18 protein-coding genes are annotated in these 23,017 nt (G+C 53.3%); 10 read left to right on the top strand and 8 right to left on the bottom strand.

The genetic code is table 11. From position 1 onward, the window contains the following. Positions 1-75: 75 nt before the first annotated feature. The 7 genes from yjcS to yjcO all read left to right on the top strand — a co-directional run bounded on the left by yjcS (position 76) and on the right by yjcO (position 10,237). Positions 76-2,061, top strand: a complete 1,986-nt coding sequence (gene yjcS, locus HEN33_RS17800) for an alkyl sulfatase YjcS (RefSeq protein WP_176263644.1) — start codon at positions 76-78, stop codon at positions 2,059-2,061. 208 nt (positions 2,062-2,269) lie between these two features. Further along, positions 2,270-2,545 (top strand): YtcA family lipoprotein, encoded by a 276-nt coding sequence (locus HEN33_RS17795; protein ID WP_001305715.1) that lies wholly within the window; start codon positions 2,270-2,272, stop codon positions 2,543-2,545. An 18-nt stretch (positions 2,546-2,563) separates the two neighbouring features. Continuing rightward, on the top strand, positions 2,564-3,595 hold the full coding sequence (gene mdtN, locus HEN33_RS17790; protein WP_105277338.1) for a multidrug efflux transporter periplasmic adaptor subunit MdtN: 1,032 nt from the start codon (positions 2,564-2,566) through the stop codon (positions 3,593-3,595). After that, a complete protein-coding gene (mdtO, locus tag HEN33_RS17785; RefSeq protein ID WP_105277337.1) occupies positions 3,595-5,646 on the top strand; it encodes a multidrug efflux transporter permease subunit MdtO in 2,052 nt (683 codons plus the stop codon). Before mdtN ends, mdtO begins: the two co-directional genes overlap by 1 nt. Beyond that, positions 5,643-7,109 carry a multidrug efflux transporter outer membrane subunit MdtP gene (gene mdtP, locus HEN33_RS17780; protein ID WP_176263643.1) on the top strand — a complete coding sequence of 489 codons (1,467 nt, stop codon included), beginning with the start codon at positions 5,643-5,645 and terminating at the stop codon, positions 7,107-7,109. The genes mdtO and mdtP overlap by 4 nt, the downstream gene beginning before the upstream one ends. A 197-nt stretch (positions 7,110-7,306) precedes the next feature. Further along, positions 7,307-9,454: a formate dehydrogenase subunit alpha gene (gene fdhF, locus HEN33_RS17775; protein ID WP_176263642.1), complete on the top strand. Its 2,148-nt coding sequence runs from the start codon at positions 7,307-7,309 to the stop codon at positions 9,452-9,454. Positions 9,455-9,547: 93 nt separating this feature from the next. Then, positions 9,548-10,237, top strand: coding sequence for a Sel1 family TPR-like repeat protein YjcO (gene yjcO, locus HEN33_RS17770; protein ID WP_000719893.1), 690 nt, complete (start codon positions 9,548-9,550; stop codon positions 10,235-10,237). Positions 10,238-10,315: 78 nt separating this feature from the next. Here the strand turns inward: yjcO and gltP are convergent, their stop codons facing one another. From gltP to nrfA, 8 genes are all read right to left on the bottom strand, one after another. Continuing rightward, positions 10,316-11,629 (bottom strand): glutamate/aspartate:proton symporter GltP, encoded by a 1,314-nt coding sequence (gene gltP / locus HEN33_RS17765; RefSeq protein ID WP_000789589.1) that lies wholly within the window; start codon positions 11,627-11,629, stop codon positions 10,316-10,318. 341 nt (positions 11,630-11,970) lie between these two features. After that, a complete protein-coding gene (nrfG, locus tag HEN33_RS17760) occupies positions 11,971-12,567 on the bottom strand; it encodes a heme lyase NrfEFG subunit NrfG (protein WP_105277334.1) in 597 nt (198 codons plus the stop codon). Then, a complete protein-coding gene (gene nrfF, locus HEN33_RS17755; protein WP_001032540.1) occupies positions 12,564-12,947 on the bottom strand; it encodes a heme lyase NrfEFG subunit NrfF in 384 nt (127 codons plus the stop codon). Before nrfF ends, nrfG begins: the two co-directional genes overlap by 4 nt. Continuing rightward, positions 12,940-14,658, bottom strand: coding sequence for a heme lyase CcmF/NrfE family subunit (locus HEN33_RS17750; protein ID WP_071533219.1), 1,719 nt, complete (start codon positions 14,656-14,658; stop codon positions 12,940-12,942). Before HEN33_RS17750 ends, nrfF begins: the two co-directional genes overlap by 8 nt. Positions 14,659-14,677: 19 nt before the next feature. Further along, positions 14,678-15,634 carry a cytochrome c nitrite reductase subunit NrfD gene (nrfD, locus tag HEN33_RS17745; RefSeq protein WP_176263641.1) on the bottom strand — a complete coding sequence of 319 codons (957 nt, stop codon included), beginning with the start codon at positions 15,632-15,634 and terminating at the stop codon, positions 14,678-14,680. Next, positions 15,631-16,302, bottom strand: a complete 672-nt coding sequence (nrfC, locus tag HEN33_RS17740; protein WP_032185690.1) for a cytochrome c nitrite reductase Fe-S protein — start codon at positions 16,300-16,302, stop codon at positions 15,631-15,633. Before nrfC ends, nrfD begins: the two co-directional genes overlap by 4 nt. Further along, positions 16,299-16,865, bottom strand: coding sequence for a cytochrome c nitrite reductase pentaheme subunit (gene nrfB / locus HEN33_RS17735; RefSeq protein ID WP_001296647.1), 567 nt, complete (start codon positions 16,863-16,865; stop codon positions 16,299-16,301). Before nrfB ends, nrfC begins: the two co-directional genes overlap by 4 nt. A 45-nt stretch (positions 16,866-16,910) precedes the next feature. After that, positions 16,911-18,347 (bottom strand): ammonia-forming nitrite reductase cytochrome c552 subunit, encoded by a 1,437-nt coding sequence (nrfA, locus tag HEN33_RS17730; protein WP_160529928.1) that lies wholly within the window; start codon positions 18,345-18,347, stop codon positions 16,911-16,913. Between the two features lie 392 nt (positions 18,348-18,739). Here nrfA and acs point away from each other — a divergent pair, with 392 nt between their 5' ends. The 3 genes from acs (at position 18,740) to actP (ending at position 22,871) form a co-directional block, all read left to right on the top strand. Then, positions 18,740-20,698: an acetate--CoA ligase gene (gene acs / locus HEN33_RS17725; RefSeq protein WP_176263640.1), complete on the top strand. Its 1,959-nt coding sequence runs from the start codon at positions 18,740-18,742 to the stop codon at positions 20,696-20,698. Positions 20,699-20,910: 212 nt separating this feature from the next. After that, the gene (locus tag HEN33_RS17720; protein ID WP_001014565.1) at positions 20,911-21,225 is read left to right on the top strand and encodes a DUF485 domain-containing protein; all 315 of its coding nucleotides are present in this window, start codon (positions 20,911-20,913) and stop codon (positions 21,223-21,225) included. Beyond that, a complete protein-coding gene (actP, locus tag HEN33_RS17715) occupies positions 21,222-22,871 on the top strand; it encodes a cation/acetate symporter ActP (RefSeq protein ID WP_000832550.1) in 1,650 nt (549 codons plus the stop codon). The genes HEN33_RS17720 and actP overlap by 4 nt, the downstream gene beginning before the upstream one ends. Positions 22,872-23,017 lie beyond the last annotated feature (146 nt).

Genomic DNA, 23,017 nt, shown 5'->3' with positions numbered 1-23,017 from the left:
TGATAACGCCAGCTTTAAATGACGTATTTTGCATGGATTACATATTTACGACATAAATGATAAATGGAGATTTATATGAATAACTCTCGGTTATTCCGTTTGAGCAGGATTGTTATTGCGTTAACTGCCGCCAGCGGCATGATGGTAAATACCGCTCACGCAACAGATGAAGCGAAAGCCGCGACTCAATATACCCAGCAGGTTAATCAGCATTACGCAAAATCATTACCGTTTAGCGATCGTCAGGACTTTGACGATGCCCAGCGTGGATTTATCGCCCCGCTGCTGGATGAAGGTATTCTGCGTGATGCTAACGGCAAAGTTTACTACCGCGCGAATTATTACAAATTTGATATTAATGCCGCTGCGCCGGAAACCGTAAACCCCAGCCTGTGGCGTCAGTCGCAAATCAACGGCATTTCTGGCCTGTTCAAAGTCACCGATAAAATGTATCAGGTGCGCGGCCAGGATATCTCTAACATTACATTCGTGGAAGGCGAGAAAGGCATTATTGTTATCGACCCGCTGGTAACGCCGCCTGCCGCAAAAGCCGCACTTGACCTCTATTATCAACATCGTCCACAAAAACCGATTGTTGCTGTTATTTATACTCACAGCCACACCGACCACTATGGCGGCGTGAAAGGCATTATCTCTGAAGCGGATGTTAAATCCGGCAAAGTGCAGGTGATCGCTCCGGCAGGCTTTATGGACGAAGCCATCAGTGAAAACGTGCTGGCGGGTAACATCATGAGCCGCCGTGCACTTTACTCTTACGGCCTGTTACTGCCGCACAACGCGCAAGGTAACGTGGGCAACGGGCTTGGCGTGACGCTGGCAACGGGTGACCCGAGCATTATTGCGCCAACCAAAACGATTGTCAGAACTGGCGAGAAGATGGTTATCGACGGTCTGGAGTTTGACTTTCTGATGACTCCGGGTAGCGAAGCGCCAGCCGAAATGCACTTCTATATTCCGGCCCTGAAAGCCCTGTGTACCGCCGAAAACGCCACGCATACCCTGCACAACTTCTACACCCTGCGCGGCGCGAAAACCCGCGATACCAGCAAGTGGACAGAGTATCTGAACGAAACGCTGGATATGTGGGGTAACGACGCGGAAGTACTGTTTATGCCGCACACCTGGCCGGTCTGGGGCAATAAGCATATCAATGATTATATTGGTAAATATCGCGATACTATCAAATACATTCACGACCAGACCCTGCACCTGGCGAACCAGGGTTACACCATGAATGAAATTGGCGACATGATTAAGCTGCCACCTGCGCTTGCCAATAACTGGGCCAGCCGCGGCTATTACGGTTCTGTCAGCCACAACGCCCGCGCGGTGTATAACTTCTATCTTGGCTATTACGACGGTAACCCGGCTAACCTGCATCCGTATGGTCAGGTGGAGATGGGTAAACGTTACGTGCAAGCTCTGGGCGGTTCTGCCCGCGTTATTAACCTGGCGAAAGAAGCGAACAAGCAAGGTGATTATCGCTGGTCGGCAGAACTGCTGAAACAGGTGATTGCCGCCAACCCGGGTGACCAGGTCGCGAAGAATCTGCAAGCGAATAACTTTGAACAGCTGGGCTATCAGGCCGAGTCCGCCACCTGGCGCGGTTTCTACCTGACCGGCGCGAAAGAGCTGCGCGAAGGGGTACATAAGTTCAGCCACGGCACCACCGGTTCTCCGGACACCCTTCGCGGGATGTCGGTCGAAATGCTGTTCGACTTTATGGCCGTTCGCCTCGATAGCGCGAAAGCCGCAGGTAAGAATATCAGCCTGAACTTCAATATGAGCAACGGCGATAACCTCAACCTGACGCTGAACGATAGCGTGCTTAACTACCGTAAAACGCTGCAACCTGAAGCCAACGCCTCTTTCTACATCAGCCGTGAAGATCTTCACGCCGTGCTGACCGGACAAGCCAAAATGGCGGATCTGGTAAAAGCGAAGAAAGCCAAAATTATTGGCAATGGCGCGAAACTGGAAGAAATTATTGCCTGTCTGGATAATTTCGATTTGTGGGTGAATATCGTAACCCCAAATTAATGCCACTCACTTTTGGGGGCGCTTAAGCCCCCAAAAGTATTTATTTTAAAAATACATACAACCAATTAATACATAAAATATATAAGTTATGAATGCGGTGGCTGAATAAAGCTATTTTTATTCATCGAGAAAATAGCCATACTGACGCCTTCAATGGATATTGATATTCACTACAGATATTGTTCGCAGCAGACAGGATGTATTTAATATGCCAACAGTTCTCTCTCGCATGGCGATGCAACTCAAAAAAACAGCCTGGATAATTCCCGTCTTCATGGTTTCGGGATGCTCATTATCTCCGGCAATCCCGGTGATCGGCGCTTATTATCCCAGCTGGTTTTTCTGCGCCATTGCCAGCCTTATTTTGACGCTCATCACGAGGCGAATTATTCAGCGGGCAAATATCAATCTGGCATTTGTCGGAATTATTTATACCGCCCTTTTTGCTCTCTACGCCATGCTGTTCTGGCTGGCATTTTTCTAATCTATTTGAGACGCGCTCATGGAAAGTACGCCGAAAAAAGCTCCTCGCAGTAAATTCCCTGCTCTGTTAGTGGTTGCGTTGGCGCTGGTTGCCCTTGTTTTCGTTATCTGGCGCGTAGACAGTGCGCCATCAACTAATGACGCCTACGCGTCAGCAGATACCATTGATGTGGTGCCGGAAGTCAGCGGTCGCATTGTAGAACTGGCGGTCACCGACAACCAGGCGGTGAAACAGGGCGATTTGCTGTTCCGCATCGACTCGCGCCCGTACGAAGCCAATCTGGCGAAAGCCGAAGCCTCCCTCGCGGCGCTGGATAAGCAAATTATGCTCACCCAGCGTAGCGTTGACGCACAACAGTTTGGTGCCGACTCGGTTAATGCCACGGTAGAAAAAGCCCGTGCCGCCGCGAAACAGGCCAGTGATACATTACGCCGCACCGAGCCATTACTGAAAGAAGGTTTCGTCTCAGCGGAAGACGTTGACCGTGCAAGAACGGCGCAGCGCGCCGCAGAAGCAGATCTTAATGCCGTATTGTTGCAGGCGCAGTCAGCCGCCAGCGCCGTCAGCGGCGTGGATGCGCTGGTGGCGCAACGTGCGGCAGTGGAAGCGGATATTGCGTTGACGAAACTGCATCTGGAAATGGCGACCGTTCGCGCGCCGTTTGATGGCCGAGTCATTTCCCTCAAAACCTCGGTTGGGCAATTTGCTTCTGCCATGCGCCCTATTTTCACCCTAATCGACACTCGTCACTGGTACGTGATCGCCAACTTCCGCGAAACCGATCTGAAAAATATTCGCTCGGGTACACCCGCAACGATTCGCCTGATGAGCGACAGCGGCAAAACCTTCGAGGGTAAAGTGGATTCGATTGGCTACGGCGTGCTACCGGATGACGGCGGTCTGGTGCTGGGCGGCCTGCCGAAAGTGTCTCGTTCTATTAACTGGGTCCGCGTTGCCCAGCGTTTTCCGGTCAAAATCATGGTTGAAAAACCTGACCCGGAAATGTTCCGCATCGGCGCTTCGGCAGTCGCTAATCTTGAGCCGCAATAATGAGCGCGCTCAACTCCCTGCCATTACCGGTGGTCAGGCTGCTGGCGTTCTTTCATGAAGAGTTAAGCGAGCGGCGACCAGGCCGCGTGCCGCAGACTATGCAACTCTGGGTAGGCTGCTTGCTGGTGATTCTGATCTCGATGACTTTTGAGATCCCTTTTGTGGCGTTATCACTGGCAGTGCTGTTTTACGGTATTCAGTCGAACGCGTTTTACACCAAATTTGTCGCGATCTTGTTTGTGGTCGCCACGATGCTGGAAATCGCCAGCCTGTTTTTGATCTACAAATGGTCATATGGCGAACCGTTGATCCGATTGATCATTGCCGGACCGATCCTGATGGGCTGTATGTTTTTGATGCGCACCCATCGGTTGGGGCTGGTCTTTTTCGCCGTCGCCATTGTCGCTATTTACGGGCAAACCTTCCCCGCCATGCTCGACTATCCGGAAGTGGTCGTGCGCTTAACGCTGTGGTGTATCGTTGTCGGCCTCTACCCGACGTTATTGATGACGTTAATCGGCGTGCTGTGGTTTCCCAGCCGTGCTATCACGCAGATGCATCAGGTGCTTAATGATCGGCTTGATGATGCCATTAGCCACCTGACGGACAGCCTCGCACCGCTACCCGAAACGCGGATTGAAAGAGAGGCGCTGGCGCTGCAAAAACTCAATGTCTTTTGCCTCGCGGACGATGCCAACTGGCGAACTCAGAGCGCATGGTGGCAAAGCTGCGTGGCAACGGTAACCTACATTTACTCGACGCTGAATCGCTACGATCCCACCTCTTTTGCTGATTCTCAGGCAATTATTGAATTTCGGCAAAAATTAGCCTCAGAAATCAACAAACTGCAGCATGCCATTGCCGAAGGTCAGCGCTGGCAAAGCGACTGGCGGATCACTGAAAGTGAAGCGATGGCGGCACGGGAATGTAACCTGGAGAATATCTGCCAGACATTGTTGCAACTGGGTCAGATGGACCCAAATACGCCGCCAACGCCCGCCGCCAAACCGCCATCAATGGTCGCCGATGCTTTTACCAATCCAGACTATATGCGCTACGCGGTAAAAACGCTGCTCGCCTGTTTGATCTGTTACACCTTCTACAGCGGCGTGGACTGGGAAGGCATTCACACCTGTATGCTGACCTGCGTGATCGTCGCTAACCCCAATGTCGGTTCGTCGTACCAGAAGATGGTGTTGCGTTTTGGCGGGGCTTTTTCCGGCGCAATTCTGGCGCTGTTATTCACGCTACTGGTCATGCCCTGGCTGGACAATATTGTCGAATTGCTATTTGTGCTGGCACCGATTTTCCTGTTAGGCGCATGGATTGCCACCAGCTCTGAACGCTCTTCTTATATCGGCACACAGATGGTGGTCACCTTCGCGCTCGCCACGCTCGAAAACGTTTTTGGCCCGGTGTACGACCTGGTGGAAATTCGCGATCGCGCCCTGGGTATCATCATTGGTACCGTGGTGTCCGCGGTGATTTACACCTTTGTCTGGCCTGAAAGTGAAGCGCGCACACTGCCGCAAAAACTGGCTGGCGCGCTGGGTATGTTGAGTAAAGTAATGCGGATCCCACGCCAGCAGGAAGTCACGGCTCTGCGCACTTATCTGCAAATTCGTATAGGTCTGCATGCGGCGTTTAATGCCTGTGAAGAGATGTGCCAACGCGTGGCGCTGGAGCGTCAACTGGACAGCGAAGAACGCGCGTTACTGATTGAACGTTCGCAAACGGTTATTCGTCAGGGCCGCGATATTCTTCACGCCTGGGATGCAACCTGGAACTCGGCGCAGGCGCTGGATAACGCACTACAGCCGGACAGAGCAGGCCTGTTTGCCGACGCACTGGAGAAATACGCCGCCGGCCTGGCAAGCGCATTCAGTCGTTCTCCTCAAATAACGCTTGAAGAAACACCCGCCTCGCAGGCCATTCTGCCGACCTTATTAAAACAGGAGCAACACGTCTGCCAGCTTTTCGCCCGCTTGCCAGACTGGACAGCCCCGGCATTAACGCCCGCCACGGAACAGGCACAAGGAGCCACGCAATGATCAATCGTCAACTTTCACGCCTGCTGTTGTGCAGCATTCTCGGCAGCACGACGCTGATTTCCGGCTGTGCCCTGGTACGTAAGGATTCTGCGCCTCATCAACAGCTCAAACCGGAACAAATCAAACTGGCCGATGATATTCATCTTGCCAGCTCCGGTTGGCCGCAGGCGCAGTGGTGGAAACAACTCAATGACCCGCAGTTGGATGCTTTGATCCAACGGACGCTAAGTGGTTCACACACCCTCGCCGAAGCGAAACTGCGGGAAGAAAAAGCGCAGTCGCAGGCCGATTTGTTAGATGCCGGTTCACAATTACAGGTCGCAGCGTTAGGGATGCTCAACCGCCAACGTGTCTCGGCGAACGGCTTTTTAAGCCCTTATGCTATGGATGCGCCAGCACTGGGTATGGACGGGCCGTACTATACGGAAGCCACAGTCGGTTTGTTTGCCGGACTGGATCTTGATTTGTGGGGTGTGCATCGCTCAGCGGTTGCCGCCGCCATTGGCGCGCATAATGCAGCGCTGGCAGAAACCGCAGCAGTAGAGCTATCGCTGACCGCGGGCGTAGCGCAGCTTTATTACAACATGCAGGCCAGCTACCAGATGCTCGATCTGTTAGAACAAACTCGCGATGTGATTGATTACGCGGTGAAAGCGCACCAGAGCAAAGTGGCGCACGGCCTGGAAGCGCAAGTGCCTTTCCACGGCGCGCGGGCGCAGATTCTGGCGGTCGATAAACAAATTGCCGCTGTCAAAGGGCAAATCACCGAAACGCGAGAATCTCTGCGTGCATTGATTGGCGCAGGAGCCAGCGATATGCCGGAGATCAAACCAGTGGCATTACCGCAAGTCCAGACCGGTATTCCGGCGACACTCTCTTATGAGTTGCTCGCCAGACGCCCGGATCTGCAAGCCATGCGCTGGTATGTTCAGGCGTCATTAGATCAGGTGGATTCCGCGCGGGCGCTGTTCTATCCGAGCTTTGATATCAAAGCGTTTTTCGGCCTGGATTCTATCCACCTGGATACCTTATTCAAAAAAACCAGTCGCCAGTTCAACTTTATCCCAGGTCTGAAATTGCCGCTGTTTGACGGTGGACGGTTGAATGCCAATCTCGAAGGCACTCGCGCCGCCAGCAACATGATGATTGAACGTTACAACCAGTCAGTGCTGAATGCGGTGCGCGACGTTGCCGTCAACGGCACGCGTCTGCAAACGCTCAACGACGAGCGAGAGATGCAGGCTGAACGCGTAGAAGCAACGCGCTTCACCCAGCGCGCTGCCGAGGCCGCCTATCAACGAGGCTTAACCAGTCGCTTACAGGCCACCGAAGCCCGGTTGCCGGTGCTTGCCGAGGAGATGTCATTACTGATGCTGGACAGCCGCCGGGTGATCCAAAGCATTCAGTTGATGAAATCGCTGGGTGGCGGGTATCAGGCGGCTCCCGTCGTCGAGAAAAAATAAAATGTCAGCCGCGTGATGGCTGTCACGCGGTATTTCGTTTCGTCACGTCAAAACTGACGACAGCCTGTTTTTCGTCAGAGTTTTGAATAAATAGTGCCCGTAATATCAGGGAATGACCCCAAATAAAATGTGGCATAAAAGATGCATACTGTAGTCGAGAGCGCGTATGCGTGATTTGATTAACTGGAGCGAGACCGATGAAAAAAGTCGTCACGGTTTGCCCCTATTGCGCATCAGGTTGCAAAATCAACCTGGTCGTCGATAACGGCAAAATCGTCCGGGCGGAGGCAGCGCAGGGCAAAACCAACCAGGGTACCCTGTGTCTGAAGGGTTATTATGGCTGGGATTTCATTAACGATACCCAGATCCTGACCCCGCGCCTGAAAACCCCCATGATCCGTCGCCAGCGTGGCGGCAAACTCGAACCTGTTTCCTGGGATGAGGCACTGAATTACGTTGCCGAGCGCCTGAGCGCCATCAAAGAGAAGTACGGTCCGGATGCCATCCAGACGACCGGCTCCTCGCGTGGTACGGGTAACGAAACCAACTATGTAATGCAAAAATTTGCGCGCGCCGTTATTGGTACCAATAACGTTGATTGCTGCGCTCGTGTCTGACACGGCCCATCGGTTGCAGGTCTGCACCAATCGGTCGGTAATGGCGCAATGAGCAATGCTATTAACGAAATTGATAATACCGACTTAGTGTTCGTTTTCGGGTACAACCCGGCGGATTCCCACCCTATCGTGGCGAATCACGTAATTAACGCTAAACGTAACGGGGCGAAAATTATCGTCTGCGATCCGCGCAAAATTGAAACTGCGCGCATTGCTGACATGCACATTGCACTGAAAAACGGCTCGAACATCGCGCTGTCGAATGCAATGGGCCATGTCATTATTGAAGAAAATCTGTACGACAAAGCGTTCGTCGCTTCCCGTACAGAAGGCTTTGAAGAGTATCGTAAAATCGTTGAAGGCTACACGCCGGAGTCGGTTGAAGATATCACCGGCGTCAGCGCCAGTGAGATTCGTCAGGCGGCGCGGATGTATGCCCAGGCGAAAAGCGCCGCCATCCTGTGGGGCATGGGTGTAACCCAGTTCTACCAGGGCGTGGAAACCGTGCGTTCTCTGACCAGCCTCGCGATGCTGACTGGTAACCTCGGTAAGCCGCATGCGGGTGTAAACCCGGTTCGTGGTCAAAACAACGTGCAGGGGGCCTGCGATATGGGCGCACTGCCAGATACTTACCCTGGCTACCAGTATGTGAAAGATCCGGCTAACCGCGAGAAATTCGCCAAAGCCTGGGGCGTGGAAAGCCTGCCTGCTCATACCGGTTATCGCATCAGCGAGCTGCCGCATCGCGCAGCGCATGGTGAAGTGCGTGCCGCGTACATTATGGGCGAAGATCCGCTACAAACTGACGCGGAGCTGTCGGCAGTACGTAAAGCCTTTGAAGATCTGGAACTGGTCATCGTTCAGGACATCTTTATGACCAAAACCGCGTCGGCGGCGGATGTCATTTTACCGTCCACCTCGTGGGGCGAGCATGAAGGCGTGTTTACTGCGGCTGACCGTGGCTTCCAGCGTTTCTTCAAAGCAGTTGAACCGAAATGGGATCTGAAAACGGACTGGCAGATTATCAGTGAAATCGCCACCCGTATGGGTTATCCGATGCACTACAACAACACCCAGGAGATCTGGGATGAGTTGCGTCATCTGTGCCCGGATTTCTACGGTGCGACTTACGAGAAAATGGGCGAACTGGGCTTCATTCAGTGGCCTTGTCGCGATACTTCAGATGCCGATCAGGGGACTTCTTATCTGTTTAAAGAGAAGTTTGATACTCCGAACGGTCTGGCGCAGTTCTTCACCTGCGACTGGGTAGCGCCAATCGACAAACTCACCGACGAGTATCCGATGGTACTGTCAACGGTGCGTGAAGTCGGTCACTACTCTTGCCGTTCGATGACCGGTAACTGTGCGGCACTGGCGGCGCTGGCTGATGAACCTGGCTACGCACAAATCAATACCGAAGACGCCAAACGTCTGGGTATTGAAGATGAGGCATTGGTTTGGGTGCACTCGCGTAAAGGCAAAATTATCACCCGTGCGCAGGTCAGCGATCGTCCGAACAAAGGGGCGATTTACATGACCTACCAGTGGTGGATTGGTGCCTGTAACGAGCTGGTTACCGAAAACTTAAGCCCGATTACGAAAACGCCGGAATACAAATACTGCGCCGTGCGCGTCGAGCCGATCGCCGATCAGCGCGCCGCCGAGCAGTACGTGATTGACGAGTACAACAAGTTGAAAACTCGCCTGCGCGAAGCGGCATTGGCGTAATACAGTCCTTTCTACAGCCTCCTGTTGGAGGCTGTTTTTTTATCCATTCGAACTCTTTATACTGGTCACTCCCTACCCAATCGTATTATCAAAATGAAAAAAATTATCGCATTGATGTTGTTTTTGACATTCTTTGCCCATGCGAACGGCTCCGAGCCTGGCAGTCAGTATCTCAAGGCTGCAGAGGCTGGAGACCGACGCGCACAATATTTTCTTGCCGACAGCTGGTTTAGCTCCGGCGATTTGAGCAAAGCCGAATATTGGGCACAGAAAGCCGCCGACAGCGGTGATGCTGATGCCTGCGCGCTGTTGGCGCAGATCAAAATCACCAATCCGGTCAGTCTGGACTATCCACAAGCAAAAGTTCTTGCAGAGAAAGCGGCGCAAGCAGGCAGTAAAGAAGGTGAAGTAACGCTGGCGCATATTCTGGTAAATACGCAAGCGGGTAAACCGGATTATCCAAAGGCGATTTCGCTGTTAGAAAACGCCTCGGAAGATCTGGAGAACGACTCTGCCGTCGATGCTCAGATGCTGCTTGGTTTGATTTACGCCAACGGCGTGGGCATTAAGGCCGACGATGACAAGGCTACCTGGTATTTCAAACGCAGCTCTGCGATTTCACGAACCGGTTATTCCGAGTACTGGGCGGGAATGATGTTCTTAAATGGTGAAGAAGGTTTTATCGAGAAGAACAAACAGAAGGCGCTGCACTGGCTGAACCTGAGCTGTATGGAAGGGTTTGATACCGGGTGTGAAGAGTTTGAAAAATTAACTAACGGTTAATGTAGGCCTGATAAGACGCGGCAAGCGTCGCATCAGGCATCCACACATTGCCGGGTGTATGTCCCCGGCAATCCTCAATTATTGATCCGCAGTTTTATCAAATTTGCCCAGCACTTCGCGCTCATAAGCCAGCGCTTTCTTACGGTCAAATTTGTGTTCCCACTTGGCAATCACCAGCACCGCCAGCGCATTACCCACCACGTTCAGCGCAGTACGCGCCATGTCGAGGATACGGTCAACACCGGCAATAAACGCCAGACCTTCCAGCGGGATCCCTACGCTGCCCAGCGTTGCCAGCAACACCACAAACGACACGCCCGGCACGCCAGCAATCCCTTTCGAGGTCACCATCAGCGTCAGCACCAGAATGATTTCCTGCCAGATGGACAGGTCAATGCCATACAACTGCGCGATGAAAATAGCGGCAATACTTTGATACAGCGTCGAACCATCAAGGTTAAAAGAGTAACCGGTCGGCACCACGAAACTGGTGATCGACGCCGGTGCACCATAGGCTTCCATCTTCTCAATAATTCGCGGCAGCACGCTTTCAGAACTGGCAGTGGAGTACGCCAGAATCAGCTCATCTTTCAGAATACGAATCAGGATCCAGACGCTTAACCCGCACAGGCGCGCCACAATTCCCAGCACTACCAGCGCGAAGAACAGAATGGCGAAATGCACCAGCAGCACCAGTTTCGCCAGTGGCCACAGAGACGAGAAACCAAAGTTAGCCACCGTCACCGCAATCAGCGCAAACACACCCACTGGCGCATAACGCATCACCATGTGAGTCACTTTAAACATGGTTTCAGAGATGGAGCGGAACACGGTCACCAGCGGTTCACGATGCGTCGCGGGCAGGGAGGAAAGCCCCAGACCAAACAGCACCGAGAAGAAGATGATCGGCAGCATTTCGCCTTTCGCCATCGACGCCACAATGTTCGTCGGTACCAGCGACAAAATCGTGCCCATAATGCCGTGGGAACTGCTTTGTACCGCTTCCGTAGTGCTCTGATATTTCGAGATATCGACGGTCGCCAGCTGCGACATATCCACCCCGGCACCGGGCTGGAAGACGTTCGCCAGAGTAATCCCCAAAATGATGGCGACGGTGGTGATCACCTCGAAGTAAATAATGGTTTTCGCGCCAATACGCCCGAGCTGTTTGGCATCACCAACACCCGCGATACCCACCACCAGCGTGGAGATCACAATCGGCACAACAATCATTTTGATCAGATGGATGAAGATATCACCCGCCGGAGAGAGCAAATTGACGACCAGCCAGTCGCGACTGTCGCTATGATAGTGCAGGTAGCTTCCCAGGAGAATGCCCAGCACCATAGCAAACAGAATCTGCCAGGCCAGGCTGAATTTTATATTTTTCATCAGAATAACTTCCTCAATGGAGCGCCGTTCCCCGTTCAGAAACGCGAGAACGTGACATACTGCCAGGGCATGAATTGTGTTGCGTTGGTTTGTAGATTTTTTTAACGCTTATGATCAGTATCATTTGCGCGGTATGTTGCGCAACCCTTTAACAACAGAGCTTTTCGCTGCATTAATGCATAATAACGCGAGTTTATGGCAGGATTAATGAATAACCATTTGTTATGGAAAGATTTTTATTTGTTTAATCTGCAATAATACTGATTGGTGATTATTTTTGGCAGATGTTCATTCGATTATTTTTTATGCAGCTCAATAACATAATCTTCATCGCCAGATGATTAATCCGATCTCCGCTGCAACAGTTTCGCCATATTAATCGACTCGACCAGCTGTGTCCGGTTGATCCGGGGTGAGTTGAGATCCATCACTTTTTGCCATAGTTCGATGGCTTGCGCGTAATTCGCCTGCATAAACGCATCTGAAGCCAGCAGCATCAGAGCGGTGATTTCGTTAGAGTCCAGCGCGAGGGCTTTGTCGATCAGTGTGCGAGTCTGGGCGGTCATATGCTGGCTGGCCTGGTAATAAAGCACCGTCGCCAGCGCCGCATACAGTTCAGCGTTTTCACCACGTAGTCGCAACGCCTGACGGTACGCCAGCAGCGAATTGCTGTAATCGTTTTGCCACAGATAATACTCACCCAGTAACGCCCATTGTTCGCTGTTTTGTGGATTAGCGCGGATTTTATCCTGCAATGCCTGAAGCTGCGCTTCCGGGGTTTGCTGGCTGGCAAACTGATGTAGCGGATCGCGCTGACGCTGATACTCCGCACGTACCGCCTGCCATTTTGGGCTTAACAGATAACTGCCGATACAGAGAAATACCATCAATATCGTGAGTGTTGTCAGCATTTTCACCGGTATTTGAGGCTGTTTCATCGCTTCGCCCTTACCCGCCAGAGGATCAGTATCATCAGCAGTAACAACACCACTGGCAGCGCCCACAACACCAGCGTCTGACCGGTTAACGGTGGGTTATAGCGAACAAAATCTCCGTAGCGTTCGGTCATCCAGCCAATGATTTCGACTTCACTTTTCCCCTCCGCCACCATGCTGTAAACCTGATGGCGCATACTGACTGCCACCGGCGCATTGGATTCCAGTAAGTTCTGATTCTGGCACTGCGGGCAGCGTAACTGGCTGGCAATAGTTAACGCCTGTTCCTGTTGTTGCGGATTGGCGAATTGCCAGGTGTCTACAACCTGAGCGCGCGCAAAACAGGTAAATAACAGCAGTAGCGTGAGAAGCCCTTTATTCATCGCGCTTCCTCCCCCGCCATCCGCTTAACAATGCGCCCGCAATCATCAACAATCCTCCCCCCCAGATCCAGCGCACACCGCGTTGTACATACAAACGAAAAGCGTAACGATCCGGTCCGGTTTTCTCGCCCATGACCGCATACCAGTCATGGATGCCGTTCCAGCGAATTGCCGGTTCCATCATTTGCTGACGACGTGCTTCGTAAAAACGCCGCTCCGGCGTCAGTTCACCAATGCGTTGCTGATGGTCAAACAGCGCCACTATCGCTTTTTCGCTGGTGTAATTACCTTTGGCTTGCAGATCGAGGCGCTCAAAACGGAAGGTATATCCTGCCAGAGTCACCTGCTGACCCGGCTGTAAATTCAGGCTGATCTCCTGACGGCTGACGCTTGAAACCACGATCCCCGCGGCAAATAACAGCACACCCGCATGCGCCAGCAGCGCCGGAAGCTGAACGCGTTTGCCAGAGACAAACGTCGCCAGCACAATCACCACCAGCATCAACAGACCAAACGGTAACGTCGCGCGGTTAAAATACGGCGCGCCAACGGAGAGGCGTCCCCAGCCCAGCAGGCCGTAAATCATCGGATAAAGCGTTCCCACCAGCACGATCAGTAGCACTGCGCAAAACAGCAACAGCGTAGCGAGGATTAACATTTCCCGCGATAACCCCGAAAAATGCACCGCCGGGCCACCGTCCCGCGCTCGCCAGCCATACAGAGCCAGAGACACAAGGCTAATCAACGCAAACAGGCTGAACAACGGCACGGCGCGGACGTTATCCAGTGCGAACGCATGAACCGAAACCAGAATGCCAGAGCGGACAATTAAGGTGCCCAGCAGCGACAGCATCAGAGTAACTATCGCCAGTAACAGCGACCAGTGGCGGAAAATCCCCCGCTGGCGTGTCAGGGACAAACTGTGCAGCAGCGCAGTGGCAGAAAGCCAGGGTAATAAAGAGGCGTTTTCCACCGGGTCCCAGAACCACCAGCCGCCCCAGCCCAGTTCGCAATAGGCCCACCAGGAACCAAGGATGATCCCCGCAGTTAATGCCCCCCAGCCTGGTAGTGCCCAACGCCAGCAAATTCGGGCGCTGGCAGCATCAAACTCACCGCGCAGTAGACTCGCCAGCGCCACACTCGCCGCCACCATCAAACCACCATAGCCGAGATAAAGCAGCGGCGGATGAAAGATAAGACCGGGATGTTGCAGCATCGGATTGAGATCGCGACCTTCGATTGCTGGCGGAAATATCCGCGCAAACGGATCGGACCACAGCACCACAAACAGTAGCAGTGCGGTGAGCATGAGAGATAAAACGGCTAGCGTCAGCGGAAATAGCGGATCGGTTTGCTGCCGATAATGCCAGGCAAACAGCGCACTCCACGCGGAAAGGAGTAGCACCCAAAGTAGCAACGAACCTTCATGCCCTCCCCACACTGCCGCCAGTTTGAGTTCCCACGACAGCAGGCTGTAGCTATGTTGGGCGACATAAATGACCGAGAAATCGCTGATGAGAAAACAATACGTCAGTACGCCAAAGGCGAGCAGCAGGAGCGCGAACTGCGCCAGAGTGCCGATGCAAGTGAGTCGCATCATGGCAGGCCAGCGCAACCGCACTCCCGCAAAGGTTGTCAACGGGGTCAACACGTTGACCCCAAGACTTAACAACAACGCCAGAAAACCGACTTCAGGAAGGAATACGTCCAGAAACCACCTCTTTTCTGGCTTACGCCACCGTCAACTGCCCAGCGTAGAGAATGAAAAAGCGCAGCATCAACACCCCGACCAGGCTGGCCCCACACGCCGCCAGCACGGCAGGAATCCCGGAACTGCGATTCACCCACGGTTTGAGCAACATTGGCACAATCAGCCCCAACCCGGCGACACCAAGCCAGAACCACCACGTCCAGAAACCACCGCCCAATGCTGCCACCAGCGCACGCACTTTGCCGTCATCGCCCAGCGCCAGTCCAACAAAAAACGCCACCAGCAGGAAGATTTCGCCCCATACCACAGGGATTTCCATACGGTGAACAAAGTGCGCTTCCGTGGAGCGCGGATTACTGCGCTGGCGTATCGCCATAGCGATCAACGCCACCGCCGCACCGGACGAGATGCCGGAGAAGAGGAACAGCACCGGCAGGATCGGGTTATTGAGGAACGGATACGATTTCAGCGCCGACAGCAGAAAGCCGGTATAAGCCCCCAGCAGCACCGCCAGCACTAGCATCAATGTTTCCAGTCCGCGATGAACGGGCGTCAGCAGACTCAGAACCTTTTGTACGATCCCCAGCTTCGGCAACCAGCGTTGTTGCAGGGCAAGCAAATCATGTTCAAAGATTTTCGCCAGCCACAACACCAGCACCACCATGTAGAGCTGAAACAGCATCACCCCCATCGACATCACCGAGGTAAAACTGTAATGGAACATCAGCTTCCAGAAGGTCCACGGTCTTGTCAGGTGGAAGACGAGAATCAACAGACCGAGGATCACCGCGCCAGGCCCGACAATCAGCGTGGTTCGCAGCAACGTACTGTCTGTACCACCCGCCTGCGGGTAGAAGCGACGTAACAGCACGGCCAGCGTCACCAGACCGGCAGAAATACCAATCAAAAACAGGTAGATGGCAATCGGCCAGTCCCACACCAGCGATTCAAAATGAAATGCGGAAGTCTGCGTCATTGGCTCACCTCCCCGTATTTAAACGGTACGCGGTACAGCTTCGGTTTGGTTCCCAGCGCCAGCTTGTAGCGGTAAGTGGGCTTCTGGCGTAGCAGTTGCGAAATCTCACTGTTGGGATCGTCCAGATTGCCAAACGTGAGCGCCTTCGTCGGGCAAGCCTCAACGCACGCGGGGAGCTTACCGGCCTGCAAATTGGTCTTACGGCAGAAATCGCATTTGTCCGCCGTCTTCGTGACCGGATGGATAAAGCGCACACGGTACGGACAGGCGGCGATGCAGTACTGACAACCGACGCAGAGATCTGGGTTAACATCGACAATCCCGCTGGCAGCATCGCGAAAAGACGCACCCGTTGGGCAGACATCAACGCACGGTGCATGGTCGCAGTGCTGGCAAGACTTACGAAAGAAGCGATATTTCACATCAGGAAATTCGCCCTGCGGCTCGCTACGAATAATTGTCAGGCGCGAGACGCCTTCCGGCACATTGTTCGCTTCCCGACAAGCATCCATACAGGCAGTACAGCCGATGCATAACGACTCGTCATGCACCATGCCGTAACGCACCCCATTGATATTCAACGTTTTCGCCACCACGCGTCCTGCGGTGCCGCTGACGGCTGCCAGCACGCCGACGCCGGTGAGAAACTGGCGACGAGACCAGGTCATGGCTGCTCCTTAAGCAACGGAACAGACGCCGGGTTAAAGTTCGGATTGGTGCGCTGATCGCTGTGGCAATCGACGCAAATCTTAATCCGTCCTTTGTCACTTAACGTCTGCATCGTATCTTGCTGTGGATGCAGGGAATGGCAGCTGGCGCACGCCACTTTGGTTACGTGGACATCGTGCGGCCAGAACGCTTTTTGCAACTGTTCCGGCAGATGGCAGGACATACACACGCTGTTCTGCTCTCCAACCTTGTACATCGGCTCGTTAAAGCGCATCACATCTTTCACCCCTTCGCGGTGTTGCGGTGATGGCTGGCCGTGACAGTTGGTGCAGGTGACCGGCAGTTTGTTATTCGGGTTGATAACGGAAGCATGTTTGCCATGCATACCTTCGGTATCTGGTTTATGACAGTCCAGACAGGCGGCATCCGGGTTACGCTGCTGGGTAACTTCGTAGCGATCACCAGATGCCTGCGCCGCAGGGGTAGCGGTAATTCCGTTCAGGCTCCACAACAGGCCCGACGCCAGCACCCCGGCAGTTAATAACGAACGTAATACGCTCATATTCACTCCATTGTGTTTTCCGCCCCTTGCGAGGCGGAACGGGGGTTATTGGCTTAACAGACCGTTTTTACGTGCCTGCTCTTCCCACTGCGGGATAACCGTTTTGATAAAGTCCTGCTTCTCGGCCTTGATTTGTTCCATGTTCAGGCCAATTGCCTGCTGGGCTTTCTCTTTGGTTGAGATATCCGGGATCGGGATTTCATGGGTGATGCCTTTGGTCGCCAGCAGGCGCGCCAGTTTGGTGCGCGCATCCGCCGCTTTATCCATCGCCGTACCGAGCATCCTCAGACCTTCCTCCGGCGCGTGCATATGAATACCGTGGGAAGCGATCGCCAGATCCCAACGCCACTGGGCATGACGAATATCGTCCTGAATCGGCTTCATTTCGGCTTCTGTCGCGCCTGCGTCCAGCGCCGCTTTCGCTTCGAAGTGAGCGTGAACCAGTTGATCTTCAACCTTGATTTTCAGGTCGTTAATTGACTGCTTACGTTCCGCGACCACTTTTTGCAGGGCAGCTTTGTCCTGGGTATGGCAGTTCGCACAAGTCTGGGCGAAGTTATCAAACGGATTACCAATTTTATGGTCGGTGTAGAGTTTGCCTTCGGCGTTCTGCACTTTTGGCATATGGCAGTCGATACAGGTCACGTTGTTTTTGCCGTGAATGCCCGCTGTCCAGGTTTCATATTCCGGGTGCTGCGCTTTCAGCATTGGTGTTTTCGACAGGGAGTTAGTCCAGTCAGAGAAAGCAATTTTGTCGTAATACTGCTCCATATTTTCGACTTTCATGCCGTCATCCCACGGGAATTTAACGGCTTTGTTTTTGCCATCGAAGTAATACTCCACATGGCACTGACCGCAAACCATCGATTGCTGGTCGAAACGTCCGGCTTTCTCAAAAGGTTTACCAATGGATTCCATCGCGCGAGCCGCATACGGACGGGAAAGGGTTAACTCCGGTTTGCCTTTGGCGAACTCTGGTGAGGCAGTGTTATGGCAATCGGCACAACCTAAGTTGTTGACGATTTCCGGGCCGCCGCGCGCCCATTTACCGTGGAAGTAGCCATCTTCGCCGTCTTTCTGGATCAGACGCGCCACATCCGGGCTTTTACAACTCCAGCATGCCATCGGTAGCGGACCATCTTCAGCGTTTTTCGGCGCACCGGTACGCAGGGTTTCACGCACATCGGTCACAGCAAAGGCATGTCCACGCGGCTTGTTGTAATCGCGCGAGAAGGGATACCCCGCCCACAGGATCACCAGCCGTGGATCTTCCGCCAGGGCGTCAACACGCTCTGACTGTTCCGAGGTGGCTTTCCAGGAGAGATATTGATCGGGATGCTGCGGGGCAAAGGTTTCATTCTTCGCTTCCACAGTTACAGGTTTTGCGGGAGCGGCCGTTTGTTCAGCGTGAACAGAAGTGAAAAAGAAAAAAGGAATCAACAAGCTGAAGATACGGCGTGCGTTTATTTTTATCCTTGTCATAGGGGCTTCATCCGAATTGCGCCATTGTTGCAATGGCGGTTTTTATTGTTTTTCACGACAGTAACCGCACCTACACTGTCATGACATTGCTCGCCCCTATGTGTAACAAATAACCACACTGTGAATGTTGTCTTTAATCAATTGTAAGTGCATGTAAAATACCACTTTAGAGTTAGTCAGTATCTTCCTCTTTTTCAACAGCATGCATAACTGCATGTTCCTTAAAGAATTAATCAACTTTTGTTGCTGACCTTCAAAAATTACCCTGCCGTTTATTTGCACAATTCTACTTTTGCGTGATCTGTCGCCCAAATACTAAACAAAACTGCCAATACCCCTACATTTAACGCTTATGCCACATATTATTAACATCCTACAAGGAGAACAAAAGCATGAGTCAAATTCACAAACACACCATTCCTGCCAACATCGCAGACCGTTGCCTGATAAACCCTCAGCAGTACGAGGCGATGTATCAACAATCTATCAACGCACCAGATACCTTCTGGGGCGAACAGGGAAAAATTCTCGACTGGATCAAACCTTACCAGAAGGTGAAAAACACCTCCTTTGCCCCGGGTAATGTGTCCATTAAATGGTACGAGGACGGCACGCTGAATCTGGCGGCGAACTGCCTTGACCGCCATCTGCAAGAAAACGGCGATCGCACCGCCATCATCTGGGAAGGCGACGACGCCAGGCAGAGCAAACATATCAGCTATAAAGAGCTGCACCGCGACGTCTGCCGCTTCGCCAATACCCTGCTCGGGCTGGGCATTAAAAAAGGTGACGTGGTGGCGATTTATATGCCGATGGTACCGGAAGCTGCGGTCGCGATGCTGGCCTGCGCCCGCATTGGCGCGGTGCATTCGGTAATTTTCGGCGGCTTCTCGCCGGAAGCCGTTGCCGGACGCATTATCGATTCTAACTCACGGCTGGTGATCACTTCTGACGAAGGCGTGCGTGCCGGGCGTAGTATTCCGCTGAAGAAAAACGTTGATGACGCGCTGAAAAACCCGAACGTCACCAGCATTGAACATGTGGTGGTACTGAAGCGTACTGGCGGAAAAATTGACTGGCAGGAAGGGCGCGATCTGTGGTGGCACGATCTGATTGAGCAAGCGAGCGATCAGCACCAGGCGCAAGAGATGAACGCCGAAGATCCGCTGTTTATTCTCTATACCTCCGGTTCCACCGGGAAGCCGAAAGGCGTGCTGCACACTACCGGCGGTTATCTGGTGTACGCGGCGCTGACCTTTAAATATGTCTTTGATTATCATCCTGGCGATATCTACTGGTGCACCGCCGATGTGGGCTGGGTTACCGGGCACAGTTATTTGCTGTATGGCCCGCTGGCCTGCGGCGCGACCACGTTGATGTTTGAAGGCGTACCGAACTGGCCGACGCCTGCCCGTATGGCCCAGGTGGTGGACAAGCATCAGGTCAATATTCTCTATACCGCGCCCACGGCGATCCGTGCGCTGATGGCGGAAGGTGATAAAGCGATCGAAGGTACCGACCGTTCGTCACTGCGCATTCTAGGTTCCGTGGGCGAGCCAATTAACCCGGAAGCGTGGGAGTGGTACTGGAAAAAAATCGGCAACGAGAAATGCCCGGTGGTCGACACCTGGTGGCAGACCGAAACCGGCGGTTTCATGATCACACCACTGCCTGGTGCTACCGAGCTGAAAGCCGGTTCGGCAACACGTCCGTTCTTCGGCGTGCAACCGGCGCTGGTCGATAACGAAGGTAACCCGCAGGAAGGGGCTACCGAAGGCAGCCTGGTGATCACCGACTCCTGGCCTGGTCAGGCGCGTACATTGTTTGGCGATCACGAACGCTTTGAACAGACCTACTTCTCCACCTTCAAAAATATGTATTTCAGCGGCGACGGCGCGCGTCGTGATGAAGATGGCTATTACTGGATCACCGGGCGTGTGGACGACGTGCTGAACGTCTCGGGTCACCGTCTGGGAACAGCGGAGATTGAGTCGGCGCTGGTGGCGCATCCGAAGATTGCCGAAGCCGCTGTCGTGGGTATTCCGCACAATATTAAAGGTCAGGCGATCTACGCCTACGTCACGCTTAATCACGGGGAGGAACCGTCACCAGAACTGTACGCAGAAGTCCGCAACTGGGTGCGTAAAGAGATTGGCCCGCTGGCAACGCCAGACGTGCTGCACTGGACCGACTCCCTGCCAAAAACCCGCTCCGGCAAAATTATGCGCCGTATTCTGCGCAAAATTGCGGCGGGCGATACCAGCAACCTGGGCGATACCTCGACGCTTGCCGATCCTGGCGTAGTCGAGAAGCTGCTTGAAGAGAAGCAGGCTATCGCGATGCCCTCGTAACTCTCAATTGCCGGATGCGATCCGGGCAACAAGTCGGAAACGATTTGTAGGCCTGATAAGACGCGACAGCGTCGCATCAGGCATTGATTGCCGGATGCGGCGTATAACGCCTTATCCAGCCTACATTCGGCGAGGGTTACCTGGGCGTTAACCCGCTCCCATAAGGGCGCGGGAATTAAAACAATCCCTACATTACCTCTGGAGAATCTGTGATGAATGGCACTATTTATCAGCGGATAGAAGACAATGCGCATTTCAGGGAGTTAGTCGAAAAACGGCAACGGTTTGCCACCATCCTGTCGATTATTATGCTGGCAGTTTATATCGGCTTTATTTTACTGATCGCCTTCGCGCCCGGCTGGCTGGGCACTCCGCTGAATCCGAACACCAGCGTCACACGCGGTATTCCGATTGGTGTTGGAGTAATTGTGATCTCCTTTGTTCTCACTGGTATCTACATCTGGCGGGCGAACGGCGAATTCGACCGTCTTAATAATGAAGTCCTGCATGAGGTACAAGCATCATGAAAAGAGTTCTGACGGCGCTTGCCGCCACACTCCCTTTCGCAGCTAACGCCGCGGATGCTATTAGCGGGGCCGTAGAGCGCCAGCCAACGAACTGGCAGGCGATTATTATGTTCCTGATTTTCGTCGTGTTTACGCTCGGCATTACCTACTGGGCGTCAAAACGCGTACGTTCGCGTAATGACTACTACACCGCAGGCGGCAATATCACCGGTTTTCAGAACGGGCTGGCGATTGCCGGGGACTATATGTCCGCTGCCTCATTCTTGGGTATCTCCGCGCTGGTGTTTACCTCCGGCTATGATGGCTTAATTTACTCGCTGGGCTTCCTGGTGGGCTGGCCGATCATTCTGTTCCTGATTGCCGAACGTCTGCGTAACCTGGGGCGCTACACCTTTGCCGATGTAGCCTCTTACCGTCTGAAACAGGGGCCGATTCGTATTCTTTCGGCCTGTGGTTCTCTGGTGGTGGTGGCGCTTTACCTTATCGCCCAGATGGTGGGGGCAGGTAAACTCATCGAGCTGCTGTTTGGCCTTAACTATCACATTGCGGTAGTACTGGTCGGCGTGCTGATGATGATGTACGTCCTGTTCGGCGGTATGCTGGCGACCACCTGGGTACAGATTATCAAAGCCGTGCTGTTGCTGTTCGGTGCCAGCTTTATGGCCTTTATGGTGATGAAACACGTCGGCTTTAGCTTCAACAATCTGTTCAGCGAAGCGATGGCGGTACACCCGAAAGGTGTCGATATCATGAAGCCGGGCGGATTGGTGAAAGATCCCATCTCCGCGCTGTCTCTGGGTCTGGGGCTGATGTTTGGTACGGCTGGTTTGCCGCACATTCTGATGCGCTTCTTTACGGTCAGCGATGCCCGCGAAGCGCGTAAGAGCGTGTTCTACGCCACCGGATTTATGGGCTACTTCTATATCCTGACCTTTATTATCGGCTTTGGTGCGATCATGCTGGTCGGTGCGAATCCGGAATATAAAGACGCGGCGGGCCATCTGATTGGTGGTAACAACATGGCGGCAGTTCACCTGGCCAATGCTGTGGGCGGCAACCTGTTCCTCGGCTTTATTTCAGCGGTTGCTTTCGCCACCATTCTTGCGGTGGTTGCGGGACTGACGCTGGCAGGCGCTTCCGCGGTTTCGCATGACCTGTACGCTAACGTCTTCAAAAAAGGCGCGACTGAACGAGAAGAACTGCGAGTATCGAAAATCACCGTCCTGATTTTGGGCGTGATTGCGATTATCCTCGGCGTGCTGTTTGAGAATCAGAACATCGCATTTATGGTGGGCCTGGCGTTTGCCATCGCGGCGAGCTGTAACTTCCCGATCATTCTGCTTTCCATGTACTGGTCGAAACTGACTACCCGTGGCGCGATGATGGGAGGCTGGCTGGGGCTGATTACCGCAGTGGTACTGATGATTCTCGGCCCTACCATTTGGGTACAGATCCTCGGTCACGAAAAAGCCATCTTCCCGTACGAATACCCGGCGCTGTTCTCTATCAGTGTGGCATTCCTCGGCATCTGGTTCTTCTCGGCAACGGATAATTCAGCGGAAGGTGCGCGCGAGCGTGAACTGTTCCGTGCACAGTTTATCCGCTCCCAGACCGGCTTTGGCGTTGAGCAAGGCCGCGCGCATTAATCTCTACCCTTCCCCGGTCGCTTGATCGGGGAATACTCTTCCTCTCCAATATGCATCATCTTTTCCCATAATATTAAACAAATAAACTCAATAAAAAATGAGCGATTTTTGACAGTCGTAGAAAATGATAATGCAGAGAATATGCC

This window comes from Escherichia sp. 94.0001 (genome assembly GCF_013369155.2).
GTDB classification, from domain to species: Bacteria; Pseudomonadota; Gammaproteobacteria; order Enterobacterales; family Enterobacteriaceae; genus Escherichia; species Escherichia coli_F.
This window is presented reverse-complemented; position numbering and strand designations above follow the sequence as displayed.